This window comes from Pseudomonas hunanensis, from assembly GCF_013393325.1.
In the GTDB taxonomy this organism is placed as follows: Bacteria; Pseudomonadota; Gammaproteobacteria; order Pseudomonadales; family Pseudomonadaceae; genus Aquipseudomonas; species Aquipseudomonas putida_P.
This window is the reverse complement of the sequence record NZ_QJRC01000073.1, coordinates 21,361-45,701: the sequence shown is the minus strand read 5'-3', so window position 1 is coordinate 45,701 and position 24,341 is coordinate 21,361. Positions and strand designations below refer to the sequence as shown.

Sequence of the window (24,341 nt, the reverse complement as noted above, 5' to 3'; positions counted from 1 at the left end):
TATCAGCCTGCCGGGGGCGTGAAAATCGCCCCCAGCTGTTCGCGGCTCTGCGCCATACCCACGTTTTCACGCAGGCCTTGGCGCAGAAACTCCACCAGCTTCGATTGCAAGGCAATGGCCAGGTCGGTCTCCGGGTCACCACCCGCCACGTAGGCACCCACGCTGATCAGGTCGCGGCTTTGCGACAGGCGCGACCACAGCTGCTTGAACTTCTGCGCCTGGCGCAAGTGGTCGGCATCGACCACCTGGGGCATGACCCGGCTGATCGAGGCTTCGATGTCGATAGCCGGGTAATGGCCTTCCTCAGCCAGCCGGCGCGACAGCACAAAGTGGCCGTCGAGCACACCCCGTGCCGAGTCGGCGATAGGGTCCTGCTGGTCGTCGCCCTCGGACAGCACGGTATAGAACGCCGTGATCGAACCACCGCCCGGCTCGCCATTGCCTGCCCGCTCCACCAGCTTTGGCAGCTTGGCGAACACCGATGGCGGGTAACCCCGGGTGGCCGGCGGCTCACCGATGGCCAGGGCGATTTCCCGCTGAGCCTGGGCGAAACGGGTGAGCGAGTCCATCAGCAACAGCACATTCTTGCCTTTGTCGCGGAAGTACTCGGCAATGCGCGTGCAGTACATGGCGGCACGCAGGCGCATCAGTGGCGCATCGTCAGCCGGCGAGGCCACCACCACCGAGCGCTTGAGGCCCTCCTCACCGAGGATATGCTCGATGAATTCCTTCACTTCGCGCCCCCGCTCACCGATCAGGCCGACCACGATGATTTCGGCTTCAGTGAAGCGTGTCATCATGCCCAGCAGCACCGATTTACCCACACCGGTACCGGCAAACAGGCCCAATCGCTGACCACGGCCGACAGTAAGCAGACCGTTGATGCTGCGAATGCCCACATCCAGTGGCTTGCTGATAGGGTCGCGGTTGAGCGGGTTGATCACCGGGCCGTCCATCGGCACCCAGTCCTCGGCCTTCATGCCGCCCTTGCCATCCAGCGCGCGGCCGGCGCCGTCGAGCACCCGCCCCAGCATGCTCATGCCCATGGGCAGGCGGCCGCCGTCATCCAGCGGCACCACCCGGGCGCCCGGGGCAATGCCGACGATGCTGCCAACCGGCATGAGGAACACCTTGGGCCCGGAAAAGCCCATGACTTCGGCCTCGACCTGCACCGGGTGGTAACTGTCGTCGTTGATCACCAGGCAACGGCTGCCTACTGCGGCGCGCAGGCCCTCGGCTTCCAGGGTGAGGCCGACCATGCGCAGCAGGCGGCCTTCAACGACAGGTTGCGCCGGCAGTTCGATGGCCTCGGCGTAGGTGCCCAGGCGCTTGCCGAAACTGGTGCGCTCAAGGTGCATCAGCGGTATCCACCGGGCTGCCCAGGTCTACCGACATGTCTGGCGCCGCAGGGTGCAGGGAATGGTCGTGCAACTGGTCGAACAGTTGTGCAACGGCTTTTTCGATACGTGTTTCCATGGTCGCGTCGATACGGCTGTGGGCCGTTTCAATGCGGCAGCCGCCAGGCAGCAGTGCGCTGTCTTCCAGCAGCCGCCAGCTTTCCTCATGGCGCTCTCGCAGGGCCTTGGCCAGGTCGAAATCCTGCGGGTTGAGGTGGATGCGGATATTGTCCGCGCCCATGGGCAGCAGCTTGAGCGCTTCGCGCAACACCTGGGTGATCTGGCTGGAATCGTTGCGCAGCTCGCGACCTATCACCTGACGGGTCATGTGCGCCACCAGGTGTACCAGCGACTTCTCGATTTGCGTGTCCTGCTCGGCAATCGGCTCCATCAGGTTGGCCATCAGCCGCTCGAGGCTGTCCAGCTTGGCCTTCAGAGCCTCTTCGGCTTCCTGGCGGACCTTAAGCTGGGTACTGTGGAAGCCTTCACGCTCACCGGTGGCGAAGCCCTCGTTGTAGGCCTCCTGGCGGATGGCTTCGAGCTCTTCCAGGGTTAGCGGCTGGACTTCTTCCAGCGGCACTTCCTCGACTTCTTCCTCGATGACCTCAGGCTCCGGCTCAGGCTCGGGGACGGGCTCTGGCTCGGGGTCGAAGCTGGGCAGCGCCCATACGTCCACGCCCTCTAGGTCGCGGGCACGGATCAGGTCGCTGGGGTGATGTTCTTTGGTGGACATTGAAATGCCTGTTGGTCAAAGCGTGAAGCTTGCCGCTTAAATCATTTCCTCGGCACCCTTGCCGCCGAGCACGATCTCGCCGGCCTCGGCCATGCGACGGGCGATGGTGAGGATTTCCTTCTGCGCCGTTTCCACGTCGCTGACCCGCACCGGCCCCTTGGCCTCCAGGTCGTCGCGCAGCAGTTCCGAGGCACGTTTGGACATGTTCTTGAAGATCTTGTCCTTGACCCGCTCGTCGGCACCCTTGAGCGACACCACCAGCACGTCGGACGACACTTCGCGCAGCAGTGCCTGGATACCCCGGTCGTCGACGTCGGCCAGGTTGTTGAAGACGAACATCAGGTCCTCGATCTGCTCCGACAGGTCGCTGTCGATTTCGCGGATCGCATCCATCAGCGCACCTTCCACCGAGCTGTCGAGGAAGTTCATGATGTCGGCAGCACGCTTGATACCACCCAGGGTGGTGCGTGCGGCGTTGGAGTTGCCCGAGAACTGCTTCTCGAGGATCTGGTTAAGCTCCTTCAGCGCCGCCGGCTGCACGGTGTTCAGCGACGACACGCGCAAGACGATGTCCAGGCGCACCTTGTGGTCGAAGTTGCTCAGCACTTCACCAGCCTGGTCAGGGTCGAGGTAGGCCACCACGATGGCCTGGATCTGCGGGTGCTCGTAGCGGATCACGTCGGCCACGGCGCGTGGTTCCATCCACTTGAGGCTGTCCAGGCCGCTGGTGTTGCCGCCAAGCAGGATGCGGTCGACCAGGCCATTGGCCTTGTCCTCGCCCAGCGCCTGGTTGAGCATCTTGCGGATGTACGCGTCGGACCCCACGCCCAGGCTGGTCTGGTCGCCGACGATGTCGACGAATTCGCTCATCACCTGCTCGACCTGGTCACGGTGCACATTGCCCATCTGCGCCATGGCCACACCCACCCGCTGCACTTCCTTGGGCCCCATGTGCCGCAGCACCTGGGCCGCATCGGTCTCGCCCAGCGAGAGCAGAAGGATCGCCGCTTTGTCGACGCGGCTCAGCTTGGCGGTAACGGCTCGGTTATCACTCATCGGCGTTGATCCAGTCTTTCACGACCTGGGCGACACGGCCCGGGTCTTCGGCCACCAGGCCTTTGATTGCGTTGAGCTGTGCCTCGTAACCCTCGCTCGGGCTAGGCAGCAGAATGCTTGTCGGGCCACCCAGGCTGACGCGGTCGTTGGCCAACTCGCCATCCAGACCCATCATGCCGCCCAGCTCCATGTCGCTATCCGAGGCAGCCTGCTTGCCGCCCCCTGTAATATTGTTGAGCACCGGCCGCAGCACACCGAACACCAGCACCAGGATGAACACCACACCCAGCACCTGCTTGACGATGTCCCAGAACCACGGCTGCTGGTAGAAGGCGATGTCGGCGATTTCCTCGCCACGGTCGGCGGCGAACGGCACGTTGATCACCGTCACGCTGTCGCCACGGCTGGCATCGAAGCCGACGGCGTCCTGCACCAGGCGGGTAAAGCGCGCCAGGTCCTCGGCAGCCCACGGCGCACGGGTGGCGTCACCCGTGGCAGGGTCGAGCTTGACCTGATCGTCCACCACCACCGCCACCGACAGACGGGTCATGCGGCCTTGCTGCTGGCGGGTATGGCTGATGGAACGGTCCAGTTCGAAGTTCTTGGTGCTTTGCTGACGTTTATCTGACGGGTACGGCGCGAGCATCGGCTGGCCGGTGGCTGGGTCCATGATCTGCTGGCCGTTGGCATCGACCAGCGGCTGGCCCGGCTGAATGGCCGAAGCTGGCGTGGCAGCGCCACCGGTGGTTTGCGGTGCCGACGCGGCGCCCGGCGGCTGGTTGCTCAGCGCGCCTGGCACGCCTTGCGGGCCTTGGCTGCTGGCACGTTGTTCATCGACCGACTGCTCGCTGCGCAGTGCCGGCTGGTCGGGATTGAACTGTTCGGAGGTGGACTCGACCGCGCTGAAGTCGAGGTCGGCGGACACTTCGGCCTTGTAACGGTCGTTGCCCAGCACCGGCTGCAGGATGTTGTGCACACGCTGGGTGAGCATGCTCTCTACCCGGCGGCTGTAGTCGAACTGCTTGCCGGCTTGGGTCAGTGATGAATCCTGGATCTGCTCGGACAGCAGGTTGCCCTTCTGGTCGACGACGGTGACCTGGGATTTGTCCAGTTCCGGCACACTGGTGGCTACCAGGTTGACGATGGCCATCACCTGCCCGGCTTCCAAGGCGCGCCCCGGGTACAACTCGACCAGTACCGAAGCGCTGGGCTTGCGCTCATCACGCACGAACACCGAGCTTTTCGGGATGGCCAGGTGCACGCGCGCGGCCTTGACGTTGTTCAGGCTGGAAACAGTGCGCGCCAGTTCGCCTTCGAGGCTGCGGCGGTAGCGAGTGGCCTCCATGAACTGGCTGGTGCCCAGGCCCTGCTCCTTGTCGAGCAGTTCGAAACCGACATTACCGTCGCTTGGCGCTACGCCGGCGGCTGCCAGTTTCAGGCGCGCACGGGAGAGGTCGTCGGCCTTGACCAGCAGAGCACCCGAGTTGGGCTCCACGTTGTAGGGGATGTCAGCAGCGGCCAGGGTATCCATGACCTGCTTGGTGTCCATGCCCGACAGGCTGCCGTACAACGGACGGTAATCGGGCTGTTGCGACCACAGCACCACGGCAAAGCCAATGGCCACGCTGGCCGCCAGGCCAACCATGAGGCCAATCTGGCGCAGCATGGGCATCTGCGAGATGTTTTCCAGAAACGCCATGCCAAACAACGGCGGCTTGGCCGCTGGCGAGCCAGCCTTGGCGGGGGCGTTTTCGACGACTGCTTCAGCCATGGGTTACATCCGTCCTCAAACCGGCATCTGCATGATGTCCTGATACGCCTGGACCAGCTTGTTGCGTACCTGGGTCATGGCCTGCATCGACACGCTGGCCTTTTGCGAAGCGATCATCACGTCGGTCAGGTCGACGCCGCTCTTGCCGATTTCGAAGGCGTTGGCCAGTTGGGTCGAAGCCCGCTGCGTCTCATGCACCTTGCCGATGGCCTGGCCGAGCATGTCGGCGAAGGTACTTTGCCCAGGCGCCAGCTCTGGTGCTGCGGTGACCTTGGGCAGCGACATGGCATCGGCCTGCATGGCCCGCATGTCCAACATCAGACGATTGAATTCAACACCTTGGCTCATGACCCTTCTCTCTCCTGCGGCCGCATTTTTTTGACACTCATGCGGCGAATAGCCTACGTAAAGCAACAAAGGTGCCAGCCTTGCAGCTCAACCGAAAAGGCTGGCCTCGACGTCAAACCCGGCATCACGCATCTGCGCCAGCTTATAGCGCAAGGTACGCGGGCTGATCCCCAGGCGTTCGGCCGCTTCTTTACGACGGCCGCGCTCGGCGCGCAGGGTGTCGATGATCATCTGGTACTCGTGGCGGCGCATGTCATCACCCAGACCGCCGGCCTCAGCGGCCACCTCAAGCGATGGCTCCGTGCCAGCCGACAACGGAATGGCGCCTGCCAGACAAAAATCCGCCGCCTCGATCACGCCACCCTGTTGCAGGATCAGCGCCCGCTGCAACGCGTTGTCCAGTTCGCGCACATTGCCTGGCCAGGCATAGGCCTGCAGGCAAGCGCGCGCCTGCGGCGATAGGCGCACCGGGGCATGCTTCATCTTGGCCACATGCCGCGCCAGCAAGCGCTCGGCCAGCTGCAGGATATCGCCTGGGCGCTCACGTAGCGGGCGCCAGGCCAGCGGGAACACCGACAAGCGGTAGTACAGGTCTTCGCGAAAGCGCCCAGCTGCCACTTCCCCCGCCAGGTCACGGTTGGTGGTGGCCAGCACACGAATGTCGAGGCTGATCGGCTTGCGGCCGCCCACCCGCTCCACTTCGCGCTCCTGCAGCACGCGCAGCAGCTTGGCCTGCAAGGCCATGGGCATTTCCGAGATTTCGTCGAGCAGCAGGGTGCCGCCTTCGGCCTGCTCGAACTTGCCGGCCTGGGCGGCGATAGCGCCGGTGAACGCCCCCTTCTCGTGGCCGAACAGGGTGGCTTCGAGCATGTTGTCGGGGATCGCCGCGCAGTTGATCGCGACGAAGGGTTGCGTGGCACGTGGCGACTGCTGGTGAATGTAACGCGCCAGCACTTCCTTGCCGGTACCGGACTCGCCGGAAATCAGCACGGTCGAGTCACTGCGCGCAACCCGTGCGGCCAGCTCCAGCAGTTGGCGGCTGGCCGGCTCGCAGGCCACCGGCCCCTCTTCGCCGGTCACTCGCCCGGCGGCATGGCGCTGCACAAGACTCAACAGCGCCTTGGGCTCGAACGGCTTGACCAGGTAATCGGCGGCGCCCTGGCGCATGGCCTCGACCGCACGCTCGACGGCAGCGTGCGCCGTCATCAACAACACCGGCAGCTGTGGTTGCTGGCGGCGCAGCTGGCTCAGCAGCTGATGCCCATCCATGCCAGGCATGTTCACGTCACTGACCACCAGGCTGAAGGCGTCACCCCGCACAGCCTCCAGCGCCTCCTCAGCACTTCCCACGGCCTGGTAGGCGAAACCGCCGATTTCCAAGGTATCGCCCAGCGCCTGGCGCAATACGCGGTCGTCCTCGACCAGCAGCACCTTGACCGCCATTACACACCCTCCGCCAATTGCCCGTCGATCAAGGGCAGTTCTACCCGCACGCAGGTACCACGGCCTACCTTCGAGCGCAGGTTGATCGTGCCCTGGTGCGCCCGCACCACCGCCTTGACTACAGCCAGGCCCAAGCCCGTACCTGTGGCCTTGGTGGTAAGAAACGGCTCACCCAGGCGGCCGAGCAAATCAGCATCGATGCCGCTGCCGGCATCGCTGACGCACAGGTGCAAGCTGCATTCGCGGCGGTACAGGTGCACCTTGAGCCGCGCCGGGCCGTCGCTGGCCTGCAGGGCATTTTCGATCAGGTTGAGCAAAGCGCCGACCAGGGTGTCGCGGTTGCACAGCAGCTCACCCAGGTGGCTGTCACACTGCCAGCGCACGGCGTGCCCCTGCACATGCGCCTGGGCCGCTTGCTGCAGGGCCTGGAACAAGGCTTTCGGGGTCACCCGATCACCCAGCGGCAACTCGCCACGGGCGAATACCAGCATGTCACGCACCTGGTGCTCCAGCTCATGCAGACGCTCTTTCAAGGTAGCGGCGAAGCGCTGGCGGGTTTCCGCGCTCAGTGCCGGCTCGTCATCGGCCAGGTGGCTGGCGTAGAGCATGGCGGCCGACAGCGGTGTGCGGATCTGATGGGCCAGCGAGGCGACCATGCGCCCCAGCGACGACAGACGCTCGTGACGTGCCAGCTGGTCTTGCAGGCGACGGGTTTCAGTCAGGTCGTTGAGCAGCACCAACTGGCCGGGTTCGGCATCCAGCGAGCGAGTGGCGATCGACAGGCGGCGGCCGTCGCGCAGTGAGACTTCGTGGCCGTCATCCTTGCGCGGGGCGAAGCTGCGGGCGATTACCTGGCGCCACAATTGGCCGATAAGCGGCTCGCCAAGCAGCTGGGAGGCGGCCGGGTTGGCTTCGCGCACCAGGCCCTGACCATCGATCACGATCACCCCGCCAGGCAGCAGGTCCAGCAGGTTCTGCAGGCGGTTGGCCAGGCGTTCTTTTTCGCTGAGTTCGTCAATGCGCTGGGCGCTGACCACGGCCAGCTCACCCTTGAGCTCACTGACCCGAGCTTCGAGCAGGCTGTAGGACTGGCTCAGCTGGCTGGATACCTGATTGAACAGGGTGAAGGCTTGCTCGATACCCAGGCGGCTGTCCTGCTCGACCGGGGTTTGCCCCTGTTGATCGGGGGCTCGGGTTATGTGGGCGGCCTGGGGCATCGTGCTCTCTCGCGTGGCTGACCGTCATAAAAACGGTGTGTTGCCAGCGGTGTAGCAATAGCCGTGCCGGGGATGGGGTTAAATGTATAACTGGGGCATGACTCGGCCATGACTGAGGGATGTGGTGGGGCGGAAATCGAGCGCCGCGCGGGCGGCACTCGATCTGACAGGCACCAAAGAAGCCGAGGCGAACACCACCCCCAACAAGGTCAATCTTCTGCCTGATCCTCGCCACCCTGGCGGCTCATACCATACTTGCGCATCTTCTCCACCAGCGTGGTACGACGAATACGCAAACGTTCCGCTGCGCGCGCAACGATACCGTTGGCATCGTCCAGCGCCTGCTGGATCAGCCCCTGCTCCAGGCTGCCGAGGTAGTCCTTGAGGTCCAGGCCTTCAGGCGGCAGCATGGCATGGTTGCTGAAGTTCGGCGTGTGGCCATTGATGGCCACGCGCTCCTCCAGATCACTGCGCAGGCTGTCGACCATCTGCTCGTCTTCATCGTCGACATAGCGGAATTTCTTCGGCAGTTCAGACACGCCAATCACCCCGTACGGGTGCATGATCGCCATGCGCTCGACCAGGTTGGCCAACTCACGCACGTTACCCGGCCAGCCGTGGCGACACAGCGACATGATCGACGCAGAGTTGAAGCGAATGGACCCGCGCTTCTCGTGCTCCATGCGCGAAATCAGCTCGTTCATCAGCAACGGGATGTCTTCCACCCGCTCACGCAACGGCGCCATCTCGATGGGGAACACGTTCAGGCGGTAGTACAAGTCTTCACGGAAGGTGCCGTCCTCGATCATGCTTTCGAGGTTTTTGTGCGTCGCGGCGATGATGCGCACATCGATGCTCTGGGTCTTGTTGCTACCCACGCGCTCGAAGGTGCGCTCTTGCAGCACGCGCAACAGCTTTACCTGCATCGGCAACGGCATGTCACCGATTTCGTCGAGGAACAGGGTGCCGCCATTGGCCAGCTCGAAACGCCCGGCACGGCTGGTGATTGCCCCGGTAAAGGCACCCTTCTCGTGGCCGAACAGTTCGCTTTCCAGCAGCTCAGCCGGGATCGCACCACAGTTGACCGGTACGAATGGCGCTTCACGGCGCTTGGAATGGTAGTGCAGGTTGCGCGCCACCACTTCCTTGCCAGTGCCCGACTCACCCAGGATCAGCACGCTGGCGTCGGTATCGGCCACTTGCTGCATCATCTGCCGCACATGCTGGATGGCACGGCTGGTGCCTACCAGGCTGCGGAACAAGTTGGGCTCGCGTTGGCGACCGCGCTCGCGCGCCTGGTCGTACATTTCGCGGTAAACCTGAGCACGGTGCAGCGAATCCAGCAGTTGGCTGTAGCTTGGCGGCATTTCCAGGTTGGAAAGTACCCGGCGGCGAAGGTCCTCTGGCAACTCTGCAGAAGAAATTTCACCTAAAAGCAGAACCGGAAGGAACTCATCCCAGGCAGCCACTGTCTTAAGCAGCCCAAGAAGGTTGCCCGGAGCATTTACGGTACCGATGAGCACGCACAGCACTTCGCGGCTCGAGGACAAAGGCTCCACCGCCTGCTGCCAGTCATGGCTGGCACACGCGAGGTTTTCTTCGCCGAGGAAGTTCAGCACCACCGCAAGGTCGCGGCGGCGCGCGCTGTCGTCATCGATCAGCAGAATCTTGGTTTCACGCCACATGCAATAGCAACTTCCCTAGTCATATCGGCGCCCTGCAGGGGCATGCTCGACATCATTCCGACTGAATGGTCAGTGTTCGGACGTCTGAAATTCGAAAACAGCCACTAGTAAAGTCAAAAAGGCCCACACAGTCAAATTTATGGCGCCTTTTGTTAAGTTGTGCGCATCTTAACTGAACAGATGGTAAACCTTCGAAGCATTTTTCGCTTGATTGATCTGCATCATCTCTTCGGCAATTGCTTGGCGTTCACCGGTTGTCACGTCGATCAGGTTGCGGTAGACCTGCAGCACCCCTTCCAGCTTCTCGCGCAGCAACGCCTGGTCCATCGCGTGGGTTGCCAGCACCTCGTCAATGCACGTGCGGCACGCCACATCCAGCTTGGCGATGGCTTCCCAGTCACGCTCACCCAAGGCGCCGATCAGGGCGTCGCAGGTGTCATCGAGGCGTTGCAGTGCGGTCACGGTAATCTCCTTGCCTTCAGCTGGCAGGCTGAGCATCGGCAATGCCATCCCAACCACTTTTCACGGTAATCAGCAGTTGGGCAACTTCGTCGATAATGCCGGCATCGTTGTCCACGTTGGCCTGCATCAGGCGGTTGGTCATGTAAACGTAGAGGGCGTCGAGTTTTTCAACGTACTCGGGGTTTTCACTCTTTTCAGGCTGCAGGCCATCGCGCAGACCAATGATGATGTCGATCGCCTTGCCGAGCATCAGGCCCTTTTCCGCAATGTCGCCACGCGCCATGGCACCCTTGGCCTGCGCCATGCGATCGAGACCGCCTTCCATCAGCATCTGCACCAGGCGATGCGGCGTAGCTTCGGAAATCTGGGCATGGGAATTGACCTTCTGGTACTGACGAAGGGCTCTCATGGGATTCATCTTGCGACCTCGTGACGGGCAGGCTTAAGGGGGAGATATTCCTTGTATCGGGCAGGCGGCGAAAAACTTTACCGGCCGATGACATGAAGCCCGGCATCATGCCCGGACTCCATGCAATGTTCACGGATTAATCGTCACTGTTCGACTTGTTCAGCGCGTTCAGGGTGCTGAGCACGGAATTCTGCTGCTGGCGCAGCTGGGTGACCAGGGTATCCATGTTGTTGTACTTGTCCTGCAGGCTCTTCTGCAGGGCTTCCATACGGGCGTCCAGGGTGTCCTGCTCGGTCTTCAGCTTGGTCAGGCTTTCGCTCAGGACCTTGGAGCGTTCGGCGAGGGTGCCGGTACTGGCCTTGGCAAAAGGCTCGGTCACCTTTTGCAGGCGTGCCAGCAGGCCATCCTTGCCATTGAAGATACTGGTCAGGTCCGCAGCATTGGTGGAAGCAGCCTTGTCCCACTTTTTGTCGTCCAAGCTTAGCGCACCGCCGTCCTGAGCGGAGGTAACACCGAAGGCGGCGAGCGATTTCAAGGTACCGTTGCCGGATACTGCGTTGAGCTCTTCACGAATGGAAGTCATCAACGTGCGCATCGTGGCATCACCGGTCAGCGCCGCAGCAGTCATGGAGCCATCGGCATTCTTGGTGACCTTGGTTTCTGCGTTCATCACAGTGAGCAAGGCATTGTAGCTATCAATGAAACCCTTGAGACCCGACTTCAAGGTGGTGGAGCTGGTGGTCAGCGAGAGAATGGTCGCTGTCTTTTCACCACTCGTAGCGCTTGTCGGCGACGTACCCACCAATTTGATATTGAGCCCGCTGACGGCATCGTTGATGTCGTTGGTCTTGGACTTCATGGCAACACCGTCGAGCGTGTACTCGGCGTCTGCCGGCTCTTCGACCACGGTATAGCCGGTATCGATACCCGAGTTGCCCGAAAGCGTAATGTCGGAGCCTTCGCCCATCTTGGTAGAGGTAACAACCAGACGCGAGCCATTGGCATCCGTCAGTACGTTGGCACTCAGACCCGCCGTACCAAACTGGCTATTGATGCTATCGCGCACCTGCTGCAAGGTTGCACCGGCAGGAACACTGAGATCGTAAGCCTTGCCATTCTGAGTCATCGTCAAGGTGGTCGGCGTGCTGCCGGAGTTTACTACCGAGCCCGCACCATTGGCGTAAACCTTGGTCGAAACCTTCGACGCCGTCGCCAGCTTGTCGACAATTAACTTGAACGAACCATTGGCAGCCCCGGTGCCCATGGTCACGGTCGCCACCTTCTCATCCGAGGACTTTAGGCTCAGGCCACCAAAGCTGTTGTTATCGGACATATTGGTCAAAGCGCCGCGGAACGCGTCCAAAGCCGCCTGAATCTTGCCGATAGAGGACAACGTGGTGGTTGCCTTCAGCGTTTGGGTATTGATTTGCGCCTGCTTCGGCGCTTTCTGCGCGGCCACCAGGGATTCGACGATCGCCTGGGTATCGATGCCCGAGCCAATACCGCTGACTGTTGTACCTGCCATCATTGCTCTCCTTGTTCAGTAGCTGCCGGATCCTTGGCGGATAAATCCATCAAAGGGTCGACAGCAACAAAAATCATGCCAGCCTATGCCTGATCATCAAACAGCAGGCTGCTGGCTTCACTGAGGCTTTGCGCCAACTTCAGCGCAAGCTCCGACGGCAGCTGTCGGATCACCTCACCGGACTGGGTGGCAATTACCTTGACCACGACCCGACCAGTTGAATCATCAATGGAAAAATCCAGCTGACGCTGGCTCGACTGGACGAAATCTCGAATCTCGCCAACCGCTTTTTCCAGGTCTTCGCGCGAGTGCGGCTGTTTTTCGGGGGCGGCGGCTTCCTGCACTTTGGCAGGTGCAGCGGGGTCCCGATCAGCGACTGGCGCCTGGGGTAACACGGACGGATACACCTGGCTCAGCTTGACACTCATGTCCATGTTTCGAACTCCTCATGTCAAAAAGGGCAAAAGGGCACGTAAACGCGCCCTTTCACCCTTTACTCAGGCGCCTGAATTACTGAAGCAGTTTCAGGACCGAAGATGGCAGCTGGTTAGCCTGCGACAGGATTGCAGTCGAAGCCTGTTGCAGAGTCTGCTGCTTGGTCAGCTCGGCAGTTTCCGAAGCGAAGTCCACGTCCTGCACGGTGGAGCGGGCAGCGGTGGAGTTCTTCTGGATGTTCTGCAGGTTGTCGACGGTGGTTTGCAGACGGTTCTGGGTAGCACCCAGGCCCGAACGGACGCTGTCGATCGAACCGATGGCCTTGTCGATAACGGCCAGAGCGTTCTGAGCGTTGACGGCATCAGTTACATCGGTATCAGCGATAGTGGTCTTGACCGAAGTAGCGGCAGTGCCAGTACCAGTAGCGAACAGCTTGGTTACGCCAGCGCCGGTCAGGGAGTAGCCCTTGGCCGAGTCAAGCGATACCTGGCCAGTTACGGTCAGGTCAGTAGCCAGGAGGGCAGTACCGGCAGCAGCGTAGTCACCGTTACCGTCTTTGACGTTTACCTTGATGCCAGCCTGAGCGGTAGCATCGCTGTTGCCGAAGACCAGGTTCTCACCGGTGTCGGACTTGATGGACAGCGAACCGCCGTTGCTTTCGTCGTAGTTGACGCTGATGCCCAGTTTGGCTGCGTTGGACTTCAGCTGATCAGCCAGGCCTGCAGTGTCGGTCACGCCAACGAACTTGACGGTTTGGCCGCCGACGGTCAGTTCGAAGTTGGCCGATTTAGGAGTACCAGCTGCGATTGCAGTAGCATCAACTTCGAATTTGGCCTCGGTGCTGGCGCTGGCAGTCAGGCCGCCGATCGCACCGCTCATGTTGGCTGCGATGGTTTTAGCCGAATCGCCTTGGGCAACCTTGACCGTTGCCGACTGGCCGTTACCGGTAATGTCGATATCACCAGCATCAACACCATTCTGGGTCGGGGTGATGGCAACGCTCTTGATCTGCTGCGAACCAATGTTCTTGGCCGAAACGTTGTCCAGCGCCAGGTTGATGGTTTCGTTAGCGTTGGCGCCAACCTGGATGGCCTTGGTGCCGTACGAGCCGTCCAGCAGTTTCTGGCCACCGAAGGTGGTGGTGTCCGAAATACGGTTCAGCTCAGCGGTCAGAGCCTGGTATTCGTCGTTGTTCGACTTACGGTCGTCGGCGCTCAGGGAGCCAGTAGCCGAGGACAGGGCCAAGGTACGCATTTTTTGCAGGATGTCGGTCGAAGCCTGCATTGCACCTTCAGCTGTCTGGGCGATCGAGATACCGTCGTTGGCGTTCTTCACAGCCTGGCCCAGGCCGTTGATCTGGCTGGTCAGACGGTTGGCGATCTGCAGGCCGGCAGCGTCATCTTTGGCGCTGTTGATGCGCAGACCCGAGGACAGACGCTGCATCGAAGTGGTCTGGGCAGTGCTGGCCTTGGTCAGGTTGCCTTGGGTGGTGATCGACGCAATGTTGGTGTTTACAGTTAAAGCCATGACGAAATCCTCGTTGGATGGGTACTGCGGCTTCCGGCCTTGGCAACCGCCGGATTGGCCTAGAGAACCTTCGTAATAGTTATCGTCGGGTGCGCGGGTTGCTTGAGGGGTTTTTCGAAAAAAAAATGCTGGCATGGGGCCAGCCTTGGGAAATCAAGGGTTTAAGGGCGGTTTATTGGCGTCAAAAACCTTGTGTAACGGGCTGAATACCGCTTTTTGCACAACCCGCTATCCCTGTGGGAGCGGGTTTACCCGCGAAGAAGGCGACACGGTGGATGGCACCGGCGTCGCCGGTGTTCGCGGGTGAACCCGTTCCCACAGAGCGCGCACCAAGCCAGCGCTTTATGGCAGGCAATAAAAAAGCGCCGGGCGGTAGCCGCCGGGCGCTTTTCTTGAAGCTGAGAGCATCAGTCGCGATAGAGGATGGCCGAGCCCCACGACAGGCCCACGCCAAAGCCACTGATGGCCACACGCTTCCAGCTGCCATCGAGCATGTGCTTCTGCAGCAGCAGCGGCACACTGGAGGACACGGTATTGCCGGTTTCCAGCATGTCCTTGACGAACTTCTCCGGGTGCTGCTCTTCGAAACGTCGCGCCACGGCGTCGACAATCGCCGCACTGCCCTGGTGAATGCAGAAGGCATCGATATCCGACGACTTCAGGCCGCTGGCATCCAGCAGTTCGTGCAGGTGCGCCGGCACCTTGACCAGGGCAAAGTTGAACACCTGGCGGCCGTTCATGAAGAACTTGCCATCGGTGACCTTCAGGTGCTCGGCACCGGAACCATCAGTACCAAAACGCGCCTGGCCGAGGTTCCACACCGCATCTTCGCCCATCCAGGTAGCCGTGGCGGCATCGCCGAACAGCATGGTGGTGTTGCGGTCTTCCGGGTCGACGATCTTCGAATACGGGTCGGCGGTGATCAGCAGGCCATTCTTCAGCCCTGCCGCCTCCATGAAGCCCTTGATCGCATACAGGCCATACACGTAGCCCGAGCAGCCCAGCGACACGTCGAACGCCGCCACGCGGGTCGACAGGCCAAGTTTGCTCTGGACGATGGCGGCGGTGTGCGGCAGGCCTTCTTCGTCACCGTTCTGGGTGACCACGATCAACGCATCGATCGATTGCGGATCAAGGTCGGGGTTGCTGGCGAACAGGGCCCGGGCGGCTTCCACGCACAGGTCGGAGGTTTCCTGTTCTTCGGCCTTGCGCGGCAGGAACGAGGCGCCGATCTTGCCGAACATGAACTCTTCGTCCTTGCCGAACTTCGCACCCTGGACGTAGTTGTCCAGGCCAGCGGTGGGCACGTAACTCGCGATGCTTTTGATGCCAATCATTCTGGCTTCCCAATGAAAACAGCCAAAGACCACCACTCGATGAATTGAGGGCGCCAAATACCGGAGCGTCACCGCCAGGGGTTGAAGGCAGAGCTCGCCTGCGCACCGGTAACAAAATGCTGCAACAGCTGCTGCATAGAATACAGGGAAGATGACCGTTTTGACTCATTGGTCACATTGAAATGCTACGAAAGCCGTGCCAATGGTGTGGAGACTGGGGAATTCGAGGAATGACCAGGCGGACACAAGGCCGATGTGGGGGCGGCCTTGTGTCGCGAAAGGGCAGCTTAAAGCTTGTTGAACAGGCTCAGCTGGGAAATACGCGAGAAAGCCAGCTGCGAGGCCTCCAGCATGGCCTGTTGCAAGGTCAGGGTGATGGCCGCCTGCGACATGTCGGTGTTGCCGATGGCGTTCTGGGTGGTCTTGTTGGCCAGGCCCAGGCTGGTGTTCTCCTGGCGCTGGATCTCCAGCGAGTTGCCACGGGCGCCGATCGAACCCCGAGTGATGTCCACCTGCTCACGGGCGCTGGCCAGGTTGGCGATGGCCGAAGCTGCCGCGTCCTTCAACGCATTGGCCGAGCCAGCACCGGTCACCGGCGTGTCCAGCGCAGCACGCAGCTGGCTGATGGTTTCCAGCACGTTCTGGTTCTGGTGGGTATTGGCAGTGACCGCGAACTGGTCACCCGCCTCCGGCGAACCGGCCACCTGGTAAGTCACCCCGGCCACGGTCAACGACGGCGCGGTAAAGGTACCCGTGGCTATCGCCTTGCTATCGGCCGTCAGCGGCTGGGCATAGAGCTCGTAAGCGCCAGGACCTGTGAACTTGATCACCGCGCCATTGCTGGGGAAGGTGCTGCGATAGGCAGCTTCGTCGGTCACGCTGCTGCTGGTGATCTGGGCACTGGACGTGTTGTTGCCGTTACGCGTGGCATTGAACGAGTCTGGGCGTGCCTCCAGGGAAAACTCGCGCCCCGCCACCGCCGCATCGGCATCAGCGCCCTCTTCCAGGGTAACGGTGATTTCGAACTCCACGCCACGCAGGGCAATGCGGTTGGCCCCTTCCGTCTTGCTGTCGAATGTACCGTTGGTAGGGGTTTCAGACGTAACGTCCCGGCCATTGGCATCGGTGATGGTGTATTGGGTTGCGCTGGTGAAGGTCAACTTGTACGGCTGGCCTGCCGTGAAGCTGTTGTTGTAACTGGTGCTCGAGGTCATCAGGCCTGACGACACCCCGACCACGCCATCGTCGGTGGCAGGCACCAGCAGGGTCGACTGGGTGCGGCTCTTGTTGCTGGCCGAGTCGAAGATGCTGAAACCCGTGTCGTTGGTAGCCAGGCTCAGGGTATCAGACACCTGCAAGCTCAGCTGGGTCTGGTCGCCATGGTAGCTGTAGGTGCCATCGGAATTGCGCACATAGGGCGGCGTAGTGCTTTTGGAGCCGCCAAACATGTAGTCGCCGTTGGCATCGCGCGAGTTGAGCAAACCGAAGATATTGGCCTCGATCTCTTTCAGCTCGGTGCTGATGGCTGTGCGATCAGAGTCGGTAACCCCAGCGCCACCGGCGCGAATCGCCAGCTCGCTGGCGCGCTGCATGGCGTCGTTGATGGTGGAGAGCACGCTCTCCTCCTGCAGCAGCGAATTGCTGACGGTATTGATGTTGCCGCTGTACTGGTCCAACAGCGCCTGCTGCTGTTGCAGCAGCAGCAGGCGCGCAGCACCGACCGGGTCATCGGCGGCGGTCTGGATACGGATACCCGACGTCACCTGATCGTTGGTCTTGTTCATGCTGGAGAAGTTCTTGGAGTAGCTACTGGCGCTGGCCTCATAGAACTGAGCAGTGGAAATACGCACGAGAGTCTACTCCTTACAAAGCATTGATCAGGGTGCTGAAGGTTTCTTGCGCCGCCTTGATGATCTGCGACGACGCCGTGTAGTAGTGCTGGAACTTGACCAGGCTGGCCGCTTCGTCATCCAGGTTGACCCCGGACACCGCACTGCGACTCTCACTGGCGGACTTGAGCACTGCCTCGGTCGCCGTGGTGTCGATGGTCGCCTGGTTGGCCTTGGCACCTACGCGCTCGACCAGCGAAGCATAAGCCGAGGTGAAGCTGGTGCCGCCGCCAGAACCGGTGTTGACCGTCGACTTGGTCTGCAAGCCCAGCAGCGCCGTGGCGTTACGGTTGTCGGCCTTGCCATCGGCATTGAACGACAGGGTGAAGCTGTCATTGGCTGCCGGACTGCCGCCGATAGTGGTCTCGACGCTGAAGGTACGCGGGTTGCCGCTGGCATCCTTGATTGGGTTTCCGGCCGCATCGAGCATCGGCACGGCAATCGACAGTTTGTTGTCCGTACCCGGCACCACGCTGCCAGTGCCGATCTGGGTGCCCTTGGCATCGAACAACTTGTAGCCTTGAGAACCACCGCTGGCAGCATCGAACACCACGCGCACCGGCATCGAGTCGCGAATCGACTGCTGGATCAGTGCGGTGTCGGCACCGCCGTAGATGTCCAGCGATTCGCCCAGGGTCGGCTGGGTGATGGTGCCCGTGCCGCTGTTGCCGCTGCCCGAGGTGGCGCTGATGGGCCCGGCGAAGGCCAGCTTGTTGGCATCGGTCAGGGTGGTGGTGATGCTGCCGGCCGCAGCGCGCGTAGGGATAACCTTGAAGCTGTCGCCGGCCGCCAGGCCGCCACCGTTCAGCGACAGGCTGAAGCCGTCGATCACCGGCGCCGGGTCGGCGTTGAGGTCGAAGCTGCCCATGTCGGTGCCGTCGGAACGGCGCACACTGTACTGGTTGGCGCTGGTGAACTTGACCTCGTAGTCGTAGGTGGTCAGCGCACCGCTGTTGGCGATGGTCACATCCAGATTGCCAGAGCCGGAACTGTTGTTCGACGAGGCCAGGCTGCGCTGTGCAAGGGCAGTGGCACTGTTGACGCTGGAGAACAGCGAGCTGCCGAACTGGCCATTGGCATCCAGGCCCTGCCCCAACTGGCTGTTGATGCTGTCAGCCACCACCAGGGCAACGCGCCCCAGCTCGTTCATCGACGGCGTCAGCACATCCTGGCGATAGCGCAACAGGCCACCGATCGCGCCACCGGTCACCACCGAGGTCACATCAGAGCTGAACGACTCGTAGTTGATACGCAGGCTGGCCTGGCTCTTGTCGGCAGCACCAGGCTCTACCGACAGGGTGTTGGCCTTGTTGCCGGTTACCAACGACTGGCCGCTGCCCAAGTACACGTCGTAGTTGCCGTCGCGCTCCTGCACCGTGACGCCCACCAGCTCGTTTAGCTGACGCACCGCTTCACTGCGCGCATCCAGCAGGCTGTTGGGGGTGTTGCCAGTGCCGCTGGCCGCGGCGATCTGCTTGTTGTACTCGGCAATGCTGGCGGTCAGCTTGTTGACCTGGCCGGCCATGGTGTCGAGCTGGGAGTTGATCGTGGCATTCTGCTGAGTGAGCTGGGTGCTCACTGCGTTGAAACGGTTGCTCAGGGTTTGCGCCTGAGTCAGCAGCAGCTGGCGCGAAGCGACGTCACCGGGCTTGGCCGCTGCGGTCTGCAGCGCCGAGAAGAATGCGGTGAGCACCGAGCTGATGCCGGTGTCACGGTCGGCCAGCAGCTTGTCGATGCTGGTGATCTGGTCCTGGAAGGCAACCGAGTCCGCCTGCAACGAGGTGGCGGTCTGCAGTTGGTTGTCCAGGTAGGAGCTATAAATGCGGCGCACATCCGCCAGCGTGGTACCTGTACCCAGGAACCCGGCGCCGATGTTGTGCGAGGCCCCCGCTGCCTGAATCGTCTGCTGGCGCGAATAGCCACTGGTCGCGGCGTTGGCGATGTTGTTACTGGTTACCGACAAGGCCGCCTGGCTGGCACTCAGGCCACTCAGGCCGATCGAAATCAGGCTCGACATGATTTAGTCCTTTTATAGATTCGTGGTTCTGCCAGCCATGGCGTACTGCGGGGTTGACTGCATTTGCTGGGCGATGCTGATGATCTTTCTCGCATAGCCCGGGTCGCTCGCATAACCTGCCTTTTGCAGCTCTCTTGCAAACTGCTCAGGGTTATCGGCCGAGTCCAGCGCATCTTGATAGCGCGAATTGCTCTGCAACAGGCTTACCAGGTCGTGGAAGCTGTCCTGGTACGAGTCGTAGCTGCGGAACGCCGCCGTTTCCTTGACGAACTGGCCATCGCGGAATTCGCTGGTGATCGCCCGCGCCTGCTCGCCCTGCCAACTGCCAGTGGCTTTGATGCCGAACAGGTTGTGGCTGCTGCTGCCATCGCTGTTGCGCATCACCGACTTGCCCCAGCCGGTTTCCAGCGCGGCCTGGGCCACCAGGTAGCGTGGGTCGATACCAATGCGCTTGGCGGCTTGCTCGGCCATCGGCAACATGGTGGCGACGAATTCATCACTGTCGGCGAACGCCTTGTTCGGCGCCAGCGGTGGCTGGGCCACGGCACGGCCGACAATGCGCAGGCCGTTGTCGGGCACGGCGAAGGCCTTGGCCACTTGCTGGCCGTCACGGGCTGGCACAGCGGCGGTATTGGTGGTGGCCGCCGATGGCACGATACCGGCCAGCAGGCGGTCGGTGAGCTTGCTCGGCAAGGCCAGGCGCCGCGAGTTGAGCGCAGCGACGTCGTTGCGGGTCGTGGACGCGTCCGTGGCATGCACCGGCTCTGCCACCTTGTTGCCCCACAATGCCGGGCCACTGTTATCGACGCGCGGGAACGGGCTGGTGTTGACCGACGCACTGCGGCCCTTGGTCAGCTGACGCACCAGTACGTCCTGCAAGCCGATCCCCCCCCCTTCACGGGACATGCTCACGGCCAACTGCTGGTCGTACATATCGCGGTACTGCTTGACCGTTTCGGTGTTCATCGGGTTGTCGTCGGCCAGCACGTCACTGGCCTTGCGTGAGGCCTTGAGCATTTCGCTGATGAACAGCGACTCGAACTCCTGGGCCACCTTGCGCACGTTGGCTTCGCTGTCGCGGTCACCGTGCTTGAGGGCACTCAGGCGGTTAAGGTCGGTATAGGCGCCGCTGTCGACTCTGCCGGAAACCTGGCTTTTGATGTTCATCCGCGCCGTCCTCAGATCACGATCAGGTCGGCCTGCAAGGCGCCGGCCTGTTTCAGGGCTTCGAGGATCGCCATCAGGTCGCCGGGCGCGGCGCCCACCTGGTTCACCGCGCGGACGATTTCATCCAGCGTGGTGCCTGGGCCAAACTTGAACATTGGCTTGGCTTCCTGCTCGGCATTGACCCGCGAACGCGGCACCACGGCGGTCTGGCCATTGGAGAAGGCCCCCGGCTGGCTGACGATCGGGTCTTCGGTAATGGTCACGGTCAGGCTGCCATGGGTGACCGCCGCCGGCGACACCTTGACGTTCTGGCCGATGACGATAGTGCCGGTACGCGAATTGATGATGACTTTGGCCACCGCCTGGCCTGGGTCGATTTCGAGGTTTTCGAGGATCGACAGGTAATCCACACGCTGGCTTGGGTCCATCGGCGCACTGACCCGCACCGACCCACCGTCCACGGCCTGCGCCACACCTGGGCCGAGCAGGTCGTTGACCTTGTCGACGATGCGCTTGGCGGTGGTGAAGTCGGGGCGATTGAGGTTCAGGGTCAGGGTATTGCCCTGGTTGAAGCCGCTCGGCACCGCACGCTCGACACTGGCACCACCCGGAATACGGCCAGCCGACGGCACGTTGACGGTAATTTTCGACCCGTCACGGCCCTCGGCGTCGAAGCCGCCCACCACCAGGTTGCCCTGGGCGATGGCATAGACGTTGCCGTCGATACCCTTGAGCGGGGTCATCAGCAGGCTGCCACCGCGCAGGCTCTTGGAGTTACCGATCGAGGAAACGGTAATGTCCACCACCTGGCCAGGCTTGGCGAACGCCGGCAGGTCGGCATGCACCGACACCGCCGCCACGTTCTTCAGCTGCACGTTGCCGGAACCGGCCGGCACCTTGATGCCGAACTGCGACAACATGTTGTTGAAGGTTTGCAGGGTGAACGGCGTCTGGGTGGTCTGGTCACCCGTACCGTTCAGGCCCACCACCAGGCCGTAACCGATCAACTGGTTGGAACGCACGCCAGAAATGCTGGCGATGTCCTTCAGGCGCTCGGCCTGGGCCGCAAAGGCACAGGACAGGAGCAGGGTTGCGGCAATCAGCTGCCTCACGTTGAACATGGTCATCCGTACTCAGAAAGGCCAAAGCGGGCTGATGAAGAAGCGGTCCAGCCACCCAGGCTGGCTGGCATCGGCGAACGAGCCAGTACCGGAATAAGTGATGCGCGCGTCGGCCACACGGGTGGACGGCACGGTGTTGTCGGTGGCGATATCGTCGGCACGCACCATGCCGGCAATGCGCACCAGCTCTTCGCCGGTGTTCAGGGTCAGCCACTTCTCGCCGCGCACGGCGATGATGCCGTTGGGCAGTACTTCGGCCACGGTCACGGTAATCGAACCGGTCAGGGTGTTGCCCTGGGTGGCCTTGCTGTCGCCTTTGGTGGCGCGCTCGCCGTTGTAGCCGGCTTCCAGCGACAAATCACCACCGCCGAACGGGTTGTTGGTGTTCGGTGTGCTGCCAAACAGCGAGGTCAGGCCGATGTCGGCCTTGCTGTTCTTCTGGATCTGCGAGCCTGCGTTCTTGCTGGCCGAGGTTTTCTCGTTGAGGGTGATGGTGATGATGTCACCCACCCGGAACGCCTTGCGGTCGCTGTACAGGTTCTGCTCGAAACCGGCCTGGTAGATCGAACCGTTGTTGGCCGCTGCCGGCAATGGGGTGCGCGGCAACACCGGCGCGTAGTACGGGTCGTTGGGCTTGGGCGTCGGCGCGACGCAACCTGCCAGCAACACCGCCCCCCCCAGGGCGAAAACGGACAACAGACGATTCATGACGCTTACCTCACGGGTGCAACGGAGTGACAGGGCTTAGAGCTGCTGGGTTACGAACGACAGCATCTGGTCGGCGGTGGAAATGACCTTGGAGTTCATCTCGTAGGCACGCTGGGTGGTGATCATGTTCACCAGCTCTTCCACGGTGCTGACGTTGGAGTTTTCCAGGGTCTGCTGCTGGGTGGTGCCGAAACCGTTCAAGCCTGGGGTGCCGACTTGTGGCGCACCACTGGCGGCGGTCTCGAGGAACAGGTTGTCGCCGATTGCCTGCAGGCCAGCCGGGTTGATGAAGTCGGCGGTCTGGATGTTGCCGATCACCTGCGCTGCCGGGTTGCCGGCGGTGGTGATCGACACGGTGCCGTCCTGGCCGACGGTGAAGGTCTGCGCATCGTTTGGCACCACGACAGCAGGCTCCAGGGCGTAGCCATTGGCGGTGACGATCTGGCCGTCGGAGTTCAGGTGGAAGGTACCGTCACGGGTGTACGAAACAGTGCCGTCCGGCTGCAGAATCTGGAAGAAACCACGGCCGTTGACCGCCATGTCCAGCGGGTTTTCGGTGGTTTGCAGGCTGCCGGCGACGAAGCTTTTCTGGGTGCCGACAATGCGCACACCGGTACCGACTTGCAGGCCCGAAGGCAGCTCGCTGTCCTGGGTGGACTGGGCACCAGGCTGACGCTTGATCTGGTAGAGCAGGTCGGCGAACTCGGCGCGATCACGTTTGAAGCCGGTGGTCGAGACGTTGGCCAAGTTGTTGGAAATGACCGTCAGGTTGGTGTCCTGGGCGGACAGGCCGGTTTTAGCGACCCAAAGAGCCGGAAGCATGTAAGTTCTCCTCGTGCGCCTGTTTTACGGCACCCGTTCAAAAGTGATTAGCCGATTTGCAAAACCCGAGCCATGGCTTCGTCGCCTTCCTTGGCCGTGTTCATCATCTTGACGTGCAGTTCGAACTGGCGGGACAGCGCCAGCACCGAGGTCATTTCCTCGACAGCATTGACGTTGCTGCCTTCCAGGAAGCCTGCCACCACCCGCACGTTGACGTCGGCATCGGCCGGCTGGCCGGAGGTGGTGTGGATCAGGCCATCCAGGCCCTTCGTCAGGCCTTTGGTGTCCGGGTTGACCAGCTTGATGCGGTCGACCTCGGCCATCACCCGCGGGTCTTCACCCATGGAGCGGATGCTGATGGTGCCGTCGGCGCCCACCTCCACTTTCTGCTCTGGCGGGATGGCGATCGGGCCACCGTTGCCCATCACCGGCATGCCATTGCCGGCACGCAGCACGCCGAGGGCATCGATGTTCAGGCTGCCGGTGCGCACATAAGCCTCGCTGCCGTCCGGTGCCTGCACGGCGATGAACCCCTTGCCGGTCACGGCAACATCCAGGTCACGCCCCGTCTCAACCAACGGACCTTCGCTGAAGTCGGTGGCCGGGCGCTCGGTCATGGCAAAGGCGCGCGCCGGAAAGCTGTCGCCAAACACCGGCATCGAACGGGCCTGCTCCAGGTCACGCTGAAAACCGTTGGTGGAAATGTTCGCCAGGTTGTTGGCGTGGGCCTTCTGCGCCAGCGCGTTCTGGCTGGCACCGGTCATGGCCACATAAAGCAACTTGTCCACAGTATCTCCTCTGCGCGTCGCTGCCGCGCTGTCACTTGGCAGGTTCGAAGCAATAATCGAACCAAGTCTGAAACCGCCTGTTTATGGGGGTTTAAGCGGGGCGAGGGGCAAAAAACGTCAGTTTGTCGGCGGATGTTTGCCGCCTGCGGCAAAGGCTTGTTCAGAAGGTGCGGCAAGCGGCGTTGTTGTAGGGGCCGGAATGGCGCACCCAACCTTCGCCCGGGTTGCTGGCCGAGCACAGGTAGCGGCCGGTGGCCAGGCTTTGCCATTGGTAGAACGGGGCGGGAGCGGCCGAGAGCGGCAAGGCCATGGCCAGGAGAGCTGTGAGCATTAGCCGTTTCATGGAGGGGGAACCTTCGAGAATTTGGGGCCGCGTTGCGGCCCATCGCGACACAAGGCCGCCCCTACAGGTGAACGTGATCTCCTGTAGGAGCGGCCTTGTGTCGCGATGGGCTGCAAAGCAGCCCCAATTACAGACAACACC

22 protein-coding genes are annotated in these 24,341 nt (G+C 61.9%); all 22 read right to left on the bottom strand.

What is annotated here, in order from left to right; translation table 11 throughout:
• Window positions 1–2 precede the first annotated feature (2 nt).
• Complete coding sequence (gene fliI / locus DM807_RS06465; RefSeq protein WP_012273508.1) at window positions 3–1,358, bottom strand: flagellar protein export ATPase FliI; 1,356 nt, start codon at window positions 1,356–1,358, stop codon at window positions 3–5.
• Window positions 1,348–2,130 carry a flagellar assembly protein FliH gene (gene fliH, locus DM807_RS06460; protein ID WP_069942261.1) on the bottom strand — a complete coding sequence of 261 codons (783 nt, stop codon included), beginning with the start codon at window positions 2,128–2,130 and terminating at the stop codon, window positions 1,348–1,350. Before fliH ends, fliI begins: the two co-directional genes overlap by 11 nt.
• A gap of 36 nt (window positions 2,131–2,166) precedes the next feature.
• The gene (gene fliG / locus DM807_RS06455; RefSeq protein WP_003254434.1) at window positions 2,167–3,186 is read right to left on the bottom strand and encodes a flagellar motor switch protein FliG; all 1,020 of its coding nucleotides are present in this window, start codon (window positions 3,184–3,186) and stop codon (window positions 2,167–2,169) included.
• On the bottom strand, window positions 3,179–4,957 hold the full coding sequence (fliF, locus tag DM807_RS06450) for a flagellar basal-body MS-ring/collar protein FliF (protein WP_012273510.1): 1,779 nt from the start codon (window positions 4,955–4,957) through the stop codon (window positions 3,179–3,181). Before fliF ends, fliG begins: the two co-directional genes overlap by 8 nt.
• Window positions 4,958–4,972: 15 nt before the next feature.
• A complete protein-coding gene (gene fliE, locus DM807_RS06445; RefSeq protein WP_179027175.1) occupies window positions 4,973–5,305 on the bottom strand; it encodes a flagellar hook-basal body complex protein FliE in 333 nt (110 codons plus the stop codon).
• Window positions 5,306–5,392: 87 nt separating this feature from the next.
• The gene (locus DM807_RS06440; protein WP_012273511.1) at window positions 5,393–6,748 is read right to left on the bottom strand and encodes a sigma-54-dependent transcriptional regulator; all 1,356 of its coding nucleotides are present in this window, start codon (window positions 6,746–6,748) and stop codon (window positions 5,393–5,395) included.
• Window positions 6,748–7,965, bottom strand: a complete 1,218-nt coding sequence (locus DM807_RS06435) for a sensor histidine kinase (protein ID WP_060493034.1) — start codon at window positions 7,963–7,965, stop codon at window positions 6,748–6,750. The genes DM807_RS06440 and DM807_RS06435 overlap by 1 nt, the downstream gene beginning before the upstream one ends.
• Window positions 7,966–8,174: 209 nt before the next feature.
• Window positions 8,175–9,650: a transcriptional regulator FleQ gene (gene fleQ / locus DM807_RS06430; protein WP_060514511.1), complete on the bottom strand. Its 1,476-nt coding sequence runs from the start codon at window positions 9,648–9,650 to the stop codon at window positions 8,175–8,177.
• A 168-nt stretch (window positions 9,651–9,818) separates the two neighbouring features.
• Entirely contained in the window at window positions 9,819–10,148 is a 330-nt protein-coding gene (fliT, locus tag DM807_RS06425) for a flagellar protein FliT (protein ID WP_060514512.1), read from the bottom strand.
• On the bottom strand, window positions 10,129–10,530 hold the full coding sequence (gene fliS / locus DM807_RS06420) for a flagellar export chaperone FliS (protein WP_012273515.1): 402 nt from the start codon (window positions 10,528–10,530) through the stop codon (window positions 10,129–10,131). Before fliS ends, fliT begins: the two co-directional genes overlap by 20 nt.
• Window positions 10,531–10,657: 127 nt before the next feature.
• Window positions 10,658–12,046, bottom strand: coding sequence for a flagellar filament capping protein FliD (fliD, locus tag DM807_RS06415; protein ID WP_179027174.1), 1,389 nt, complete (start codon window positions 12,044–12,046; stop codon window positions 10,658–10,660).
• 83 nt (window positions 12,047–12,129) lie between these two features.
• Window positions 12,130–12,480, bottom strand: a complete 351-nt coding sequence (locus DM807_RS06410; RefSeq protein ID WP_060493038.1) for a flagellar protein FlaG — start codon at window positions 12,478–12,480, stop codon at window positions 12,130–12,132.
• 76 nt (window positions 12,481–12,556) lie between these two features.
• Window positions 12,557–14,008 carry a flagellin N-terminal helical domain-containing protein gene (locus tag DM807_RS06405; RefSeq protein WP_179027173.1) on the bottom strand — a complete coding sequence of 484 codons (1,452 nt, stop codon included), beginning with the start codon at window positions 14,006–14,008 and terminating at the stop codon, window positions 12,557–12,559.
• A gap of 407 nt (window positions 14,009–14,415) precedes the next feature.
• Window positions 14,416–15,345: a ketoacyl-ACP synthase III gene (locus DM807_RS06400; RefSeq protein WP_012273519.1), complete on the bottom strand. Its 930-nt coding sequence runs from the start codon at window positions 15,343–15,345 to the stop codon at window positions 14,416–14,418.
• Window positions 15,346–15,632: 287 nt separating this feature from the next.
• Window positions 15,633–17,195, bottom strand: coding sequence for a flagellar hook-associated protein 3 (locus DM807_RS06395; protein WP_179027172.1), 1,563 nt, complete (start codon window positions 17,193–17,195; stop codon window positions 15,633–15,635).
• Window positions 17,196–17,208: 13 nt separating this feature from the next.
• A complete protein-coding gene (flgK, locus tag DM807_RS06390; protein ID WP_179027171.1) occupies window positions 17,209–19,251 on the bottom strand; it encodes a flagellar hook-associated protein FlgK in 2,043 nt (680 codons plus the stop codon).
• Window positions 19,252–19,263: 12 nt separating this feature from the next.
• Window positions 19,264–20,418, bottom strand: coding sequence for a flagellar assembly peptidoglycan hydrolase FlgJ (flgJ, locus tag DM807_RS06385; protein ID WP_179027170.1), 1,155 nt, complete (start codon window positions 20,416–20,418; stop codon window positions 19,264–19,266).
• Window positions 20,419–20,429: 11 nt separating this feature from the next.
• Window positions 20,430–21,539, bottom strand: a complete 1,110-nt coding sequence (locus DM807_RS06380) for a flagellar basal body P-ring protein FlgI (protein WP_049275241.1) — start codon at window positions 21,537–21,539, stop codon at window positions 20,430–20,432.
• A 12-nt stretch (window positions 21,540–21,551) separates the two neighbouring features.
• Window positions 21,552–22,247 (bottom strand): flagellar basal body L-ring protein FlgH, encoded by a 696-nt coding sequence (gene flgH / locus DM807_RS06375; protein WP_012273524.1) that lies wholly within the window; start codon window positions 22,245–22,247, stop codon window positions 21,552–21,554.
• 36 nt (window positions 22,248–22,283) lie between these two features.
• Complete coding sequence (gene flgG, locus DM807_RS06370) at window positions 22,284–23,069, bottom strand: flagellar basal-body rod protein FlgG (protein ID WP_012273525.1); 786 nt, start codon at window positions 23,067–23,069, stop codon at window positions 22,284–22,286.
• Between the two features lie 47 nt (window positions 23,070–23,116).
• Complete coding sequence (gene flgF / locus DM807_RS06365; RefSeq protein ID WP_012273526.1) at window positions 23,117–23,857, bottom strand: flagellar basal-body rod protein FlgF; 741 nt, start codon at window positions 23,855–23,857, stop codon at window positions 23,117–23,119.
• A 160-nt stretch (window positions 23,858–24,017) separates the two neighbouring features.
• Window positions 24,018–24,200, bottom strand: coding sequence for a hypothetical protein (locus DM807_RS06360; RefSeq protein WP_016498521.1), 183 nt, complete (start codon window positions 24,198–24,200; stop codon window positions 24,018–24,020).
• Window positions 24,201–24,341: the final 141 nt, after the last annotated feature.